The organism is Pseudarthrobacter sp. NPDC092419, assembly GCF_044755045.1.
Classification (GTDB): domain Bacteria; phylum Actinomycetota; class Actinomycetes; order Actinomycetales; family Micrococcaceae; genus Arthrobacter.
The window spans coordinates 188,656-203,027 of the sequence record NZ_JBIVQF010000002.1; the positions used below are offsets into that span (position 1 = coordinate 188,656).

The following is a 14,372-nucleotide window of genomic DNA, read 5'->3' on the forward strand; positions in this document are numbered from 1 at the left end:
ATGACCAGCAATTACACCGTCAGCGTCCTGGGGCTCGGCGCTATGGGCCTGCCCATGGCCACCCGTTTGGCAAGCCAGCTGACCGTCCACGGCTTCGACATCGCCGAAGCGCGGCTCAAGCTTGCCGAAGAGGCAGGCATCACAACCTTCGTCTCCGCCCGCGAAGCCGCCAAGGGTGCCGACGCCGTCCTCCTCGCGGTCCGCAACGGCGAGCAGCTGAACGACGTCCTGTTCGGCGAGCACGGCGTGGCACCCGTGCTGACGAGCGGCGCCGTCGTGATCCTCGGCAGCACGGTGGGCACCGAAGCGATCCCCGACACCGTGGAAAAGCTCGCGGAATACGGCGTGGAACTGGTGGACGCGCCGCTGTCCGGCGGGCCGCAGCGCGCCGGCGAAGGCGACCTGCTGATCGTCGTCGGCGCTTCCCCGGAAGCCCGGGAAAAGGCCGCGCCCGCCTTGGAACTGCTGGCCTCCACCCTGACCGTGGTGGGCGACAAGCCCGGAGACGGCCAGGCACTCAAGACCGTCAACCAGCTTCTTTGCGGCGTGCACATCGCCGCCGCCGCCGAGGCCATGGCCCTCGCCGACGCCCTCGGCCTGGACCAGGCCAAGACCCTCGCCGCCCTTGAAGCAGGCGCGGCCGGCTCCTTCATGCTGTCCAACCGTGGCCCGCGCATCCTCGAGGCGTACAACGAGCAAGGTGCCGAGGTGCTGTCCCGACTGGACATCTTCGTCAAGGACATGGGCATCGTGGGCAAGGCCGCCCGCGCCGCCGGCCTGGCGGCCCCCGTTGCCGCCGCCGCCGAGCAGCTCTACCTGCTGGGTCACGCGCAGGGCCTCGCCGCCGCCGATGACTCCGCGGTCATCAAAGTCGTGGCCCCTGTCAAGCGCACTTCCTGATCCCGCCCACTGAGGAACATTTTCTGATGCGTACACGCCTCGACCACCTCGTCACCTCCGCCCTGCAGCAGGGCTCCGCCGTCCCGGCCTTCACCTGCTACGACTTCACGACCGCCCTGGCCGTGGTGGCCGCCGCCGAGGACGCCGGCAGGGGCGTGATCCTGCTGGTCGCCCCGAAGACCGCGGCCACGCCCAACGGGCTGCGCCTCATCGCCGCCCTCCGCGGCCTGGCCGACGCGGCTTCCGTGCCGGTCTCCGTCCAGCTGGACCACGCCACGGACCTGGACGTCATGGCCGCTGCCGTGGCCGCGGGCGCGGATGCGGTCCTCGCGGACGGGTCGTCCCTGCCGTATGAGGACAATATTGCGCTGGTCCGTGCCGCGCGCGCCCGGCTGGGTGCCGCCGTCGTCCTTGAAGCTGAACTGGGCGGGCTGGCAGGGGACGAAGACCGCGCCTTTGAACCCGGCCAGGCAGGCGTGGACGTCGCGGGCCTGACCGATTCGGCGCAGGTGGAGGATTTTGTCTCCCGTTCCGGGGCGGAGCTGCTGGCCGTAGCCGTGGGCAACGTGCACGGCCGGTACAAGGGCGAGCCGCAGCTGCGCTGGGATGTGCTGCAGGACATTGCGGTGCGCACGCGGCTGCCGCTGGTGCTGCACGGCGCGTCCGGGATTCCGCCGGAGGAGCTGGTGAAGGCTGCCGCAATGAACGTGGGGAAGGTCAACTTCAACACCGAGCTGCGCACCGGTGTGCTGGCGACTCTGCAGGAGCAGCTTCCGGCACAAAGGGCCGACGGCGAGAACCTCCAGGCGCTGCTGGGCCACTGGAACAGGTCGGCGGGATCGTTCGCTGCCGCCGCCGTGGGGTTTTTGTCCCGATAGAGGCCCAAAAGCCGGCTTGATCTGGACAAACACTCGTGGGGCGGGCGCAGAATGGTCCTGTGAGCGGCATCGACCCGGTGGAGCTACGCGTGCAGCCCGGAGCGGAGCCTGTCCGCGATCCGGCGATCGACCTTGTCCGCTGCATCTCCCTGGCGCTGGTGGTGGTGGGGCACGCCATGATGGTCAGCCCGGTCCTGCATCCGGACGGCACCGTGACCACCCAAAACACGCTCGGGGACCAGGACTGGTTTGAGCCGGTCATCTGGGTGTTCATGGTGATGCCGCTGTTTTTCGTGACCGGCGGCATCACCGGGCTGCAGTCGTGGCGGCGCCTGGTGGCCCGCGGCGGCACGGCGGCCGACTTTGTGCGTGGCCGCCTCCGCCGTTTCCTCCGCCCCGCCGTCGCCGTTCTGGCCGCGATGTTCCTGGGCTTCTGGCTCGCCGGGCTGCTCGGCGTGCACCCGCAGGTGGTGCAGCTGCTCGCCTCCGGCGGCGCCATGCCCCTGTGGTTCCTTGCCGCCTACCTTGCCGCGCAGCTGAACATCCCGCTCCTGTCCGCACTGCACTCCCGCAGTCCCTGGCTGACTTTCCTGGGGCTCGCCGCTTTGGTGGTGGCGGTGGACAGTTGCCGGGGCGCGGTGCCGGAGCTGGCCTACCTCAACCTGCTGTTCCTCTGGTGGGCGGTGCAGCAGCTCGGGTTCCTGATGGCGGATGGCCACGCCGCCCGGCTATCGCGGCCGGCCCTGGCCGGGATTGCATTGGCGGCGAATCTTGTCATGGGCGTGGTCACGGCGCTTGGGATCTACTCGAACAACATGCTGGTCAACCTGAATCCGCCCAACCTGACCCTGTTATTGCTGGGTATCTCGCAGGCGTCACTGATGCAGCTGGCCCGCCCGGCGCTCACCGCCGCCGGCAGCGCCCCGCGCGTTCGGCGGCTGTTGCTGGTGACCGGCAGCAGGTCCCTGACGGTGTACCTCTGGCACCTGCCCCTGCTGGGAGCGATGTCCGGGCTGCTCCTGCTCACGCCGTTCCCCAAGCCCGCCGCCGGCACGGCAGAGTGGTGGTGGGCGCGGCCCATCGTGTTGCTGGCCCTTGCCATCCTTTTGGTGCCGGTCCTCGCCGCCTTCGGCCACCTCGAGCAGCGTACGACGGCGTCTCCCGCCACGGGCTTCCGGCCCGCCGCTGCGGCGGGCGCCGCCGTCGTGGTTTTCTTTCCTGCCGCGGCAGGCGCGCTGACCGGGCTGACGCTGGAGCTGTTGGGAGTGGGGGCCGTCTGCTTCGCATTGGCCCTGTTGCTCCTGCGCGACCGGCACGCGCCGCGGCGGAGGAGCGGCACGCTGGCCGCCCGCGACGCGCACCGGAAGCGCCGCCGGGGCAAGGGAGGCATTGCCAGCGGCGTGAAGTAGTGCCAGTGTCGAACCATGACCGAGAACATGATGTCCACTGACGACCGGTTCGCCGCCGGTGTCTCCCTGGCCCGCAATGATGCACGCCACCGGTATGAGCTGAGCGTGGACGGACAGGTGGCGGTGAAGTCCTTCTTCCGCGACCTTCCCGGCCACATCGACTTCACCCACACCGAAACCACCGAGGGCTTCGAGGGCCGCGGGCTGGCGAAGGTGCTGGCCCACTTTGCCTTGGACGACGTGGTGGCATCGGGTAAACGGATCATCCCGCATTGCCCGTTTATCTCGGGTTACCTCCGGAAGCACGAGGGCTATGAGCAGTGCGTCGACTGGCCGGAGCAGTGACGCGGCCGGCTGCCATCCTGTTCGACGTCAATGAAACCTTGTCCGACATGGCGCCCATGGCGGACCGGTTCGCTGAAGTCGGGGCAGCCCCCGGGGCCGCGAAGCTCTGGTTTGCTGCGCTCCTGCGGGACGGTTTCGCGCTCACCGCGGCGGGGGAGAACCCGGCCTTCGCGGACGTCGGCGCGTCCGTGTTGCGGGGACTGCTCCACGGAGAAGAGCTGGACCGGGGCTTGGACGGGGCGGTGCAGCACATCATGGACGGCATGTCCGCGCTGGAACTGCATCCGGATGTGGTGCCGGGGATTGGAGCGCTGAAAGCCGGCGGGTTCCGACTGGCCACCCTGAGCAACGGATCCACGGCGCTGGCGGACAAGCTGTTCAGCAACGCCGGCGTCCGGGACGACGTGGAACAGCTGCTGAGCGTTACCGACGCCCCGGCGTGGAAGCCGGACGCGCGGGCGTACCGGTACGCGGCCGGGCAGCTGAGGCTGGATGTCTCCGAGCTGCTGCTGGTGGCCGTCCATCCGTGGGACATTCACGGGGCCTCTTCGGCCGGTGCTCAGACGGCCTGGATCAACCGGTCCGGCGATGCTTATCCGGACCATTTCAGGGCCGCCAACTATACGGTACGTGCGCTGCCGGAGTTGGCGGAGGTGCTGGTTTAGGGCCTGCGCCGGCGCTGCCATTGAAGGGCGTGCCAGAAGAGCAGGCCCAGCTTTTTAGCTTCCTCGGAATCCGCGGGTTTGCGGGGGCAGGGCAGGGTGGCCGGCACCTGAAAAGGGGGATCCGGCGAGGCTAGGAAATTTGGACCCATCCGCTTCCGGGGGTGCCTCCGAAGCACTTAACGTCCCCAACCCCAACAGAAATTGGAGGCAGAAACATGCGGAACATCTTCACGAAGTCCCTGGCAGTCGGAGCCGTGAGCGGCCTGATGCTCGTCGGAGGTGCTGGCCTGGCCAGTGCCGACGCGGGGGACTCCACTGAAGCCCATGTGGACGAGGTCGCCCAGGTGACCGACAACAGCATCACCGATAGCGGCAACCTGTCGTTGGATAACATCCTCAACGGTGGTCTGGCCGACACCGGTGACGTTGCGAGCAACAACAATGTTCTCAACGGCATCGATGCTGACCTGTCGGATGTCCTGAGTGGCAACCTGAGCGGTAACGACACTGATGTAGACGTCGATCCCGACGTCGACAGCAATGTCGATGCTGATACCTCGGCCGACAGCACCACTGATGGTGGTCAGGACGACGAGGGACTGCTGGGCGGACTGCTCGGCTAGAACCTCAAGTAAAAGCTGTGGCACCCGCCCCTCAGGGCGGGTGCCACAGCTTTTTTAAGGGTTTTTGAACCCGGGTGACGGGTCATTCTGCCCCAAATCACCCAGGGCCATCCAGTCAATGACGCTCTAGGAAGACGCAAAGCCCGCGAGAATCCGCGCCTGCGAACAATTAGCGTACAAAAGTTTGCTTAAAAGGGTTCCCTAAGTAAGGCTTGCCTATGCAACCCCACGCCTGAGCAAAGGAAACCCTGTGCCGCTGATGCCCCGCCTTGACGAACCACCCGTGGACGACCCACACGGCCGCATCCAGTCCAGCCCCCACACCCCCCGCCACGCACCCGCCCAGGATTTCGGCTCCCGGGTGGAACTGGCGCTCGGTGCCACCAGCCATCTCTTCAACGCCCGCAACTCGCCCCGTTACGTGGCGCAGGTGCTGCAGGGGGTCAACGCCGTTGCCACCAAGCTGGAGCGGACCACGCAGCCGTTCACCGGCGTCGGGCCTTCCGAACTCAAGGCGCGCGTCGCAGCCGTTGACCTGGACGCCCCCCTCCCGGACACCGCGGCCGCACTGCAGGAACTGGAGGAGGTGTACCTCCGCGACGCCGTCTACTTCCACGACGCCAAGTACGCCGCGCACCTCAACTGCCCCGTGGTGATTCCCGCGCTGGTGGGCGAGGCAGTGCTCTCTGCGGTCAACTCCTCCCTGGACACGTGGGACCAGAGCGCCGGCGCCACCATGATCGAACGCCGCCTCATCGACTGGACCGCCGAACGCCTCCACCTCGGCCCCAACGCGGACGGCGTGTTCACCTCCGGCGGCAGCCAGTCCAACCTGCAGGCCCTCCTCATCGCACGCAACCACGCCGTCGCCGGCCTCCGCCGCGACCCCGCCCGCAGCAGCCGGCGCCTCCCCGCCCTGCTGGACACCCTCCGCATCTTCACCTCCGAGGACAGCCACTTCAGCATCCAGAAATCGGCCTCCATGCTGGGCCTGGGCTTCGACGCCGTCATCACCGTCCCGTGCACGGCGGACCGCCGGATGGACCCGGCAGCGCTCGCCGCGGCCATGGCGGAAGCGCACGACGCCGGCCTCACCGCCATGGCGGTCGTCGCCACCGCCGGGACCACGGACTTCGGCGTGGTGGACCCGCTCGCAGAGCTCGCAGCGCTGGCCCGCGCCTATGGCGCCTGGTTCCACGTCGATGCAGCCTACGGTGGCGGCCTCATGGTCTCCGGCCGCTACCGCCACCTGCTGGACGGGACCGGCCTGGCGGATTCGGTCACGGTGGACTTCCACAAGACGTTCTTCCAACCCGTCAGCTCCAGTGCCCTCCTGGTCCGCGAATCCGCCATGCTCCGCCACATCACCTACTATGCGGACTACCTGAACCCCGAAAGCGCGGCCCTGGCGGACATCCCCAACCAGGTGGACAAGAGCATCCAGACCACCCGCCGCTTCGACGCGCTCAAGCTCTGGCTGACCCTCCGCATCATGGGCGCGGACGCCGTGGGCGCCCTGTTCGACGAAGCGATCGACCTCGCCGCCCGCGTCGGCTGCCTCCTCGCCGCCGACGACGACTTCGAACTCGCCGCCGCACCCCAGTTGAGCACCCTCGTGTTCCGCTACCGGCCCCGCACCGCCTCCGGCGAACGCATCACCGAGGATGCCGCCGACGCGCTCAACCCCGCCATCCGCGCCGCCGTCTTCGCCTCGGGCCAGGCCGTTGTGGCCGGCACCAAGGTCAACGGCCGCCACTACCTCAAGTTCACGCTCCTCAACGCAGAAGCCACCCTCGAGGACATTGCCGGCATCATCGACCTCGTGCGCACCACCGGTGAGGAACTCCTGGCCAAGGAGGCCGCCGCATGAACGCGGGCACCAACACGGCAAGCGCCAGCACCTCCGCCAGCGGCAGGATTTACGACTTCGCCGCCATCGGCGTCGGCCCCTTCAACCTGGGCCTCGCCGCACTCACGGAACCCGTAGAGGGGCTCGACGGCATCTTCCTGGACCGCAGCCCGTCCTTTGACTGGCACCCCGGCATGATGCTGGAGCCGGCCCATCTCCAGGTCCCGTTTATGGCGGACCTGGTGACCATGGCCGACCCCACCTCGCGCTACTCCTTCCTGAACTTCCTCAAACAGACCGGCCGGCTCTACCGCTTCTACATCCGCGAGGATTTTTATCCGCTGCGTGCCGAATACAACCAGTACTGCCAGTGGGTGGCCGGCCAGCTGTCCTCGGTGCGTTTTAGCACGGACGTGCTGGAAACGGCGTACGACGACGGCGTGTACCACCTTTCCGTCCAGGGCCCGGCCGGGCCGGAGGTGCTCAGGGCGCGGCGGCTGGTGCTGGGCACCGGCACCAGCCCTTACGTACCCCAGGCCGCGGAAGGGATCCTGGCAGACTCCGCCGCGGGCCGCGGGGGGCTGGTCCTCCACAACTCGGACTACCTGGCCCGCAAGGCCGAACTGCAGCAGCGGCGCAGCATCACCGTCCTGGGCAGCGGCCAGAGCGCAGCCGAGGTCTACTACGAGCTGCTCCAGGAGGCAGACGCCCACGGCTACCAGCTGAACTGGGTGACCCGGTCCGGCCGGTTCTTCCCGCTGGAATACACCAAGCTCACCCTCGAAATGACTTCGCCGGAGTACGTGGATTACTTCCATGCCCTCCCGCGCGGTCAGCGGGATGACCTGGTCACGAACCAGAAAAACCTCTACAAGGGCATCAACTCGGACCTGATCAACGCCATCTACGACCTCCTTTACACCCGCAGCCTCTCCGGCCTGGTGGACACGCAGCTCCTCACGCACTCGGCCCTCACCGGCGCCCACTGGGATGACGGCGCCGGGACCCACACCCTCCAGCTGCACCACGGCGAGCAGGGAAGCGACTACACCCTGGAGAGCGAGGCCGTGGTCTTGGCCACCGGTTACGGCTACCGCGAACCGGCGTTCCTGGCCGGCATCCAGGACCGGATCGCCCGCGACAGCGCCGGCCGCTTCGCCGTGGACCGCAACTACAGCATCAGTGCCGAAGCCGGCGAGATCTTCGTCCAGAACGCCGAGCTCCACACCCACGGCTTCGTCACCCCGGACCTGGGCATGGGCGCCTACCGCAACTCCTGCATCCTGCGCGAAATCACCGGCCGCGAGGTCTACCCGGTGGAGCGCAGCATCGCGTTCCAGCAGTTCGGCGCCCCGGCAGGCATTCCTGCCAGCGTGCCCACCCCCGCGGAGGTGCAGGCATGAGTTTCACCTTCCGCTGCCTGGACGCCGAAGCCGACGCACCCCTCCTCCACAGCTGGGTCACCCGGCCGTATGCCTCGTTCTGGGGGATGCAGTCCGCAACCGTGGCCGACGTCGCGGCAGAGTACGCAGGCATCCAGGCGAGCGGCCACCACCACGCGCTTCTGGGGCTCGACGACGGCGTCCCCGCCTTCCTCACGGAGGAATACCTTCCGGGGTCCTCGCCGCTGGCCTCCCTCTATCCGGTGCATCCCGGTGACGTGGGGATGCACCTGCTGGTGGCGCCGCCGTCGTCCGCTCCGAAGCCGGGGTACACCGCCGCGGTGATGGACGCCGTCCTCAGCAGGCTGTTTGACCGGCCGGACGTGGAGCGCGTGGTGGTCGAACCGGATGTCCGGAACACCAAGATCCACGCCCTCAACGTCCGCTTCGGCTTCCAGCCCGCCGGAACCGTCAACCTGCCGGACAAGGAAGCCCTGCTCAGCTTCTGCACCCGCGCCGACTTCCACGCCGCCCGCGCAGCCCACTTCCCCCAGACCTCCGCATCCATCCTCCAGGGAGCCGCACTGTGACCATCCACCTCGAACCCGCCGCCGCAACGCTGCCTCAGACAGCCCACCTCACCGCCGACCGCTGGGACCTCGCCAACCGGCACCTGCTCCGCAAGGCGCTCGCCGAGTTCTCGCACGAACGCATCCTGACCCCGGAGTCCGCCGGGGACGGCACCTACAGCGTGGCCAATGGCAGCCACGAATACCGGTTCCGGGCCAGGGTCCTCGACCTGGACCACTGGTCCATCGACGCGGGTTCCATCCAGCATTTCCGGGACGGCACCGAGGCGCCCCTGGACGTTCTCGAATTCATCACGGCCTTCCACGAAACCCTCGGGATCAATATCCAGATGCTGCCGGTCTACCTCGAAGAGGTCAGCAGCACCCTGGCCAGCCAGGCCTACAAGCAGTGGGCCGGGCAGCCGGCCGCCGCGGAACTTGCCGCCGGCGTCACCGGCGGGCAGGATCCTGCCGCGGACTTCCAGGCCATCGAACGCAGCATGACCGAAGGGCACCCGTGCTTCGTGGCCAACAACGGCCGCCTGGGCTTTGGCATCAGCGATTACCTCGCGTTCGCCCCGGAGACCGGCGCCCCGGTGCAGCTCGAATGGATTGCCGTTCACCGCAGCCGCGCCGTGTTCACCGCCAGCGCCGGGCTGGACTACCGTGCCCACCTGGACGCCGAGCTCGGGCCCCTGGCCGGCCGGTTCATCGCCCACCTGCAGCTGGAGGGCCTGGATCCGGACCAGTACTTCCTCATGCCCGTGCACCCCTGGCAGTGGGAGAACAAGCTCACGGTGACCTTCGCGGCGGAGATCGCCCGGCAGCTGATCGTGCACCTGGGCACCGGGACGGACACCTACCAGGCGCAGCAGTCCATCCGGACGTTCTTCAACACCGGGGCACCGGACCGGCACTACGTCAAGACCGCCATGTCCGTGCTGAATATGGGCTTCATGCGCGGCCTTTCCCCGCAGTACATGAAGGCCACGCCGGCCATCAACGACTGGCTGCGCACGCTCATCGAGACGGACAGTGCACTGCAGTCGCGAGGCTTCACCATGATCGCCGAGGTCGCCGCGATCGGCTACCACAACGGCACCTACGAGGCAGGGTCGGCGTCCGGTTCGCCCTACCGCAAGATGCTGTCCGCCCTGTGGCGCGAGAGCCCGCTGCCCCTGCTGGAGGAGGGCCAGCAGCTGGCCACCATGGCCTCCCTCCTGCACGTCGACGCCGCCGGCAAGCCGATGGTGTCCGCGCTGATCGAACGGTCCGGGCTGGCACCGGAGGTGTGGCTGCGCCGCTACTTCGAGGCGTACCTGGTGCCGCTGGTGCACTGCATGGCCAAGTACGAGCTCGCTTTCATGCCGCATGGCGAGAACGTCATCCTGGTCCTGGAAAACGGCGTTCCGGTCAGTGCCATCATGAAGGACATCGCCGAGGAGATCGTGGCAATGGGGGACCGGCTGGACCTGCCCGCGGAGGTGTCCCGGATCAAGGCGGACATCCCGGACGGCGAAAAAGTGCTGGCCATCTTCACGGACATCTTCGACTGCATTTTCCGTTTCCTCGCCGCCCTCCTGGACGAAGCCGGGACCCTTCCCCAGGAACAGTTCTGGCGGACGGCGGCCGCGGCCGTGGCCGATTACCAGGCGGACCACCCCGAGCTCGCGGACCAGTTCGCGCGGCACGACCTGTTCGCCGCTGACTTCGAGCTCTCCTGCCTCAATCGGCTCCAGCTCCGCAACAACCAGAACATGCTGGACCTGGCGGACCCCTCCGGCGGCCTGCAAAAGGCCGGCCGCGTGGCCAACCCGCTGGCCCGGTTCCGCCTCGGCGCCTGAGGCGCCTAACGTGCCTGGGCAAACTCAGTCAGCTGGTTAGGCTGGCAGCATGACTGCCACCGCACCCGACACCGCCCTCATCACCGGAGCCAGCGCCGGCCTGGGCACCGAGTTCGCCCGCCAGCTCGCCGCCCAGGGCCACCCCCTGGTCCTCGTCGCGCGGAACCGTGCGCGCCTTGAAGAGGTGGCGGCGGAGCTGGAACAGCGGTACGGAACCACGGCTGAGGTGCTTCCCGCAGACCTGACGGACGACGGCGGCCTGGCCGCCGTCGTCGGCCGCCTCACCGATCCGCTGCGGCCGGTGGGGATCCTGGTCAATAACGCGGGGACCGGCCTGCTGCACCGGTTCGAGGACAATTCGCCAGAGGAAGAGGTGCAGCACCTGCGCCTGCACAGCGAGGCGGCCCTCGTGCTGACGCACGCCGCGTTGCCCGGCATGCTGGGACGGGGCGCGGGACGGATCGTCAACGTGGCGAGCATCGCCGCGTTCCTGCCGCGCGGCACGTACTCGGCGGCGAAGGCGTGGCTGGTGAGCTTCAGCCGGTGGGCCAACCTGGAATACCGGCGGCACGGCGTGCGTGTGACGGCGGTGTGCCCGGGCTTCACGCACACCGAATTCCACGACCGGATGGGGATGGACAAATCCGTGGCGCCCTCCTGGGCCTGGCTGCAGGCCGAACGCGTGGTCAGGGAAGGCTTGGCGGACAACGCGCGCGGCAAAGCCGTGTCCATCCCGACCCGGCGCTACAAGGTGGTGGCCGCCCTGGCCCGCGTGGCCCCGGCCCGGCTAATGGCCGGCCCGCCGCGCCGGCCGAAATAGAGTGCTTCCCAGTAGCCCGGTGCGGGTGCGCGACCCGCTGCGGCGGACCGCCACCACCACGGCGATACCCATCAGCGCCCCCACCAGGGTCTCCACGCCGCGTTCCAGGATCAGCACGCCCGGATCGATCGGCGCGGACAGCTGTGAGATGAGCAGCATTACCGGGGTGAAGGAAACCATCGCCAGGCCGTAGTGGCGGGTCATGAACAATTCGGTGGTGAACTGAAAGAGGACCACCAGAAGCGCCAGCAGCACGGCCGGGTGGTCCGGCAACTGCACTGGCCAGCGCGTCCACAACGCTGCCAGGGACCAGGGTTCCGGCCAAATAACGACGGCGGTCACCACCAGCCCGACGAACGTCCCCACGATGCGGTGGACGCCGCGGCGGACGCTGCTGGGGAGGTCCGCGCCGGCCAGCGGAACCGCGGCGGCGGCCATCGCCCAGTGTGGGTGGCCGCTGCCGCTGAGCACCCCGGCGGCACCGGCCGCGCCGACGGCCAGCACGTAACGGACGGCGTGGATGAGCACTGCGCCTGGTTCCGCCGGTTGCCTGGACCGGGCCGCGCTCCGTTGCCAGGCCCTGTGGCGGAACCAGCCGGAGAAGCCCACGGCAAGCGAGAAGCCGGCCGACGCCGCCGCGATCAGCAACGCCGCGTACCAGGGGATGGACGCCGGGACGGAGGCGCAGGCGCCCAGCGCGAGGATGCCGAAAAACGGACCGTTGGGGCGGAGCCGGACGCGGTCCGCGAACACCGAGGCCGCCCCGGCCAGGACGGCTTCAACGCCCACAAGCCACCAGGAGTGGAGGTGGTTGACGGAAAGAAAGACGCCTACGGCGACGCCGCCCAGCAGCACCACGGCAGCCCGGGCCTGGTGGCGGAGGCGCAGCTGGTGCGGCTCGTTCCGGCCATACATGCCGGTCAGGGCGCCGAACACGGCGTAGATGATCAGCTCGGCCCGCCCGGCCGCCATGAGAAGCAAGGATGGAGCCGCCACGCTCACAGCGACCCGGAGGGCGGCAAGATGGTCGTTGCTGGCCGGTTCCAGTCGGTGGAGCGCCCCGACCTGTTCCATGACGCGCTTCATATGCTTCGAATTATTCCGGGAACGCCTCGCTGATGCATTCTGTGTCGCCGGAAGACGGCCCTCCGCCAGGGAACGGCTAAGGCCCGCCCCGCACGCTCCCTTGGCGGGAAGTGCGGGACGGGCCTCGTGAGCGCGGGCTACAAGAAGTGCCCTGGCCGGGAGGCGGGGGCTACACCCCGGCAGGGACCTTTCCGGATCCGGAGGCGTCCGTGATGTCCTGGGTCTCGAACGGCAGTTCGTCCAGGTCGATCAGCGGGTTCTCATCCTGGGTGGCAACCAGTTCGCGGGCCTCGGCCTGGCTGTCCACGCTGGGCATGGAGCCCGGCAGCGGGCGCCGGGCCGATTCCTTCAGGAAGTAGATGGCCACGGCACCGATGGCCGAGGTGGCCATCAGGTAGTACGCGGGCATCATGTCGTTGCCGGTGGCGCTGATCAGGGCTGCCACAATAAACGGAGTAGTACCGCCGAAAATGGCCACGGAGAAGTTGTACGCGATGCCCATGGCGCCGTACCGGCTGGAGGTGGGGAACTGGGCCGGCAGTGCCGAAGCCAGGTTCGCCACGTAGAAGGTCACCGGGAAGGCGATCAGGCCGAGGCCCGTCAGCGTGGACCAGATCTCACCGATGCCGATGAGCAGGAACGCCGGGATGGCCAGCAGGACGGTGCTCACGGCGCCGATCCAGAGAACGGGCCGTCGGCCGATCCGGTCGGACAGTTTGCCGGTCAGCGGGATGCACAGGCTCATGACTACCAGCACGGGGATCGTCAGCAGTGTGCCGTGTACGGGGTCATAGCCCTTGGACTCGGTGAGGTACGTGGGCATGTACGAGGTGAGGGCGTAGCCGGCGGTGTTCGCGGCGGCCACCAGGATCATGGCCACGATGATGGAGCGCCAGTAGGCCTTGACGATTCCCACCGGGCCCTTGGCCGTGACGTCCTCGGAGGCCGCGGCGTTCTTGGCCAGGTCCTCCTGCGCGTCCAGGGTTGCCTGGAACTGCGGGGACTCCTCGATGCGCATGCGGAAGTAGATGGCGATGATGCCCAGCGGGCCGGCAATCAGGAACGGAATCCGCCAGCCCCAGTCCTCCATGACGTCCTGGCCCAGGGTCAGCTGCAGCGCGGACACCAGTGCGGCGCCGATGGCAAAGCCCAGGTAGCTTCCAAGGTCGAGGAAGCTGGCGAAGAAGCCACGGCGCTTGTCCGGGGCGTACTCGCTCACGAACGTGGTGGCGCCGGCGTACTCGCCGCCGGTGGAGAAGCCCTGGACGATCTTCAACAGCACCAGCAGTGCTGCGGCCCAGAGGCCGATCTGTGCGTAGCCGGGCAGCAGGCCGATGGCGAACGTGCTCGCGGCCATCAGCATCAACGTGGCCGCAAGGATCTTCTGCCGGCCCATCTTGTCGCCCATCCAGCCGAACACCACGCCGCCGAGCGGGCGGGCAATGAAGGTGGCGGCGAACGTTCCCAAAAGGAACAGGGTTTGGGTGGTGGGGTCAGATTCCGGGAGGAAGACCGGGCCCATGGTGGTGATCAGGTAGCCGAAGACACCTACGTCGTACCATTCCATCGTGTTGCCCACGATGGTTCCGCCCAAGGCTTTCTTCAGCATGGGCTGGTCCACGACGTTGACGTCGGACTCCTTGAGCCGTCGCCGGCCCAGGATCCCAGGCTTCCGGGGGCCGGTCGGGCCCGCGTTCACCTGCGTACCGTTCGCCTGGGTTCCAGGCGGCGTAACTGGGTTGGTTCCGGAGGCGGTGGTGATGCCTGCGGAAGAGTCGGTATTGCTTCGGTCTATGGGCATTTGTGCAACTCCTGTGGAGGTCATTTGCTTGCGACTTGTAGCTGCCCCGCTCCGGGCAGGCCTTCAATTTTACGGGGATTCCCAGACTTTTTCGGCTTGAGTGCCGTAGGATCGGGTGTTTTTGGGCTGTTTCCGGCCGATGGGCGGCGCGTGTTTCCGGCGCTTTCCCCGCGCTATTACTGGGAAGCGGCCGGTCACAGC

General features: G+C 68.1%; 13 protein-coding genes. 11 read left to right on the forward strand and 2 right to left on the reverse strand.

Going from position 1 to position 14,372, the window contains the following annotated elements; genetic code table 11:
* From ACIQC0_RS04235 to ACIQC0_RS04285, 11 genes are all read left to right on the forward strand, one after another.
* Positions 1 to 900, forward strand: a complete 900-nt coding sequence (locus ACIQC0_RS04235; protein ID WP_400532839.1) for an NAD(P)-dependent oxidoreductase — start codon at positions 1 to 3, stop codon at positions 898 to 900.
* Between the two features lie 26 nt (positions 901 to 926).
* Positions 927 to 1,778, forward strand: a complete 852-nt coding sequence (locus tag ACIQC0_RS04240; protein WP_377216574.1) for a class II fructose-bisphosphate aldolase — start codon at positions 927 to 929, stop codon at positions 1,776 to 1,778.
* A gap of 59 nt (positions 1,779 to 1,837) precedes the next feature.
* Positions 1,838 to 3,187 (forward strand): acyltransferase, encoded by a 1,350-nt coding sequence (locus tag ACIQC0_RS04245; RefSeq protein ID WP_400532841.1) that lies wholly within the window; start codon positions 1,838 to 1,840, stop codon positions 3,185 to 3,187.
* A gap of 15 nt (positions 3,188 to 3,202) precedes the next feature.
* Positions 3,203 to 3,532, forward strand: coding sequence for a GNAT family N-acetyltransferase (locus ACIQC0_RS04250; protein WP_377216575.1), 330 nt, complete (start codon positions 3,203 to 3,205; stop codon positions 3,530 to 3,532).
* The gene (locus ACIQC0_RS04255) at positions 3,529 to 4,197 is read left to right on the forward strand and encodes a haloacid dehalogenase type II (RefSeq protein ID WP_400532843.1); all 669 of its coding nucleotides are present in this window, start codon (positions 3,529 to 3,531) and stop codon (positions 4,195 to 4,197) included. Before ACIQC0_RS04250 ends, ACIQC0_RS04255 begins: the two co-directional genes overlap by 4 nt.
* A 215-nt stretch (positions 4,198 to 4,412) precedes the next feature.
* Complete coding sequence (locus ACIQC0_RS04260) at positions 4,413 to 4,820, forward strand: hypothetical protein (protein ID WP_400532845.1); 408 nt, start codon at positions 4,413 to 4,415, stop codon at positions 4,818 to 4,820.
* Between the two features lie 259 nt (positions 4,821 to 5,079).
* Positions 5,080 to 6,690, forward strand: a complete 1,611-nt coding sequence (locus tag ACIQC0_RS04265; RefSeq protein WP_400533268.1) for a pyridoxal phosphate-dependent decarboxylase family protein — start codon at positions 5,080 to 5,082, stop codon at positions 6,688 to 6,690.
* Positions 6,687 to 8,072 carry a lysine N(6)-hydroxylase/L-ornithine N(5)-oxygenase family protein gene (locus ACIQC0_RS04270; RefSeq protein WP_400532847.1) on the forward strand — a complete coding sequence of 462 codons (1,386 nt, stop codon included), beginning with the start codon at positions 6,687 to 6,689 and terminating at the stop codon, positions 8,070 to 8,072. Before ACIQC0_RS04265 ends, ACIQC0_RS04270 begins: the two co-directional genes overlap by 4 nt.
* Positions 8,069 to 8,641, forward strand: coding sequence for a GNAT family N-acetyltransferase (locus tag ACIQC0_RS04275; RefSeq protein ID WP_400532849.1), 573 nt, complete (start codon positions 8,069 to 8,071; stop codon positions 8,639 to 8,641). Before ACIQC0_RS04270 ends, ACIQC0_RS04275 begins: the two co-directional genes overlap by 4 nt.
* On the forward strand, positions 8,638 to 10,464 hold the full coding sequence (locus ACIQC0_RS04280; protein ID WP_400532851.1) for an IucA/IucC family protein: 1,827 nt from the start codon (positions 8,638 to 8,640) through the stop codon (positions 10,462 to 10,464). Before ACIQC0_RS04275 ends, ACIQC0_RS04280 begins: the two co-directional genes overlap by 4 nt.
* A 49-nt stretch (positions 10,465 to 10,513) precedes the next feature.
* Complete coding sequence (locus ACIQC0_RS04285; RefSeq protein WP_400532853.1) at positions 10,514 to 11,284, forward strand: SDR family NAD(P)-dependent oxidoreductase; 771 nt, start codon at positions 10,514 to 10,516, stop codon at positions 11,282 to 11,284.
* Here ACIQC0_RS04285 and ACIQC0_RS04290 read toward each other — a convergent pair.
* A complete protein-coding gene (locus ACIQC0_RS04290) occupies positions 11,252 to 12,370 on the reverse strand; it encodes an FUSC family protein (protein WP_400532855.1) in 1,119 nt (372 codons plus the stop codon). The two genes, ACIQC0_RS04285 and ACIQC0_RS04290, sit on opposite strands and share 33 nt — an antisense overlap.
* A 169-nt stretch (positions 12,371 to 12,539) precedes the next feature.
* Positions 12,540 to 14,171: an MFS transporter gene (locus tag ACIQC0_RS04295; RefSeq protein WP_400532857.1), complete on the reverse strand. Its 1,632-nt coding sequence runs from the start codon at positions 14,169 to 14,171 to the stop codon at positions 12,540 to 12,542.
* Positions 14,172 to 14,372 lie beyond the last annotated feature (201 nt).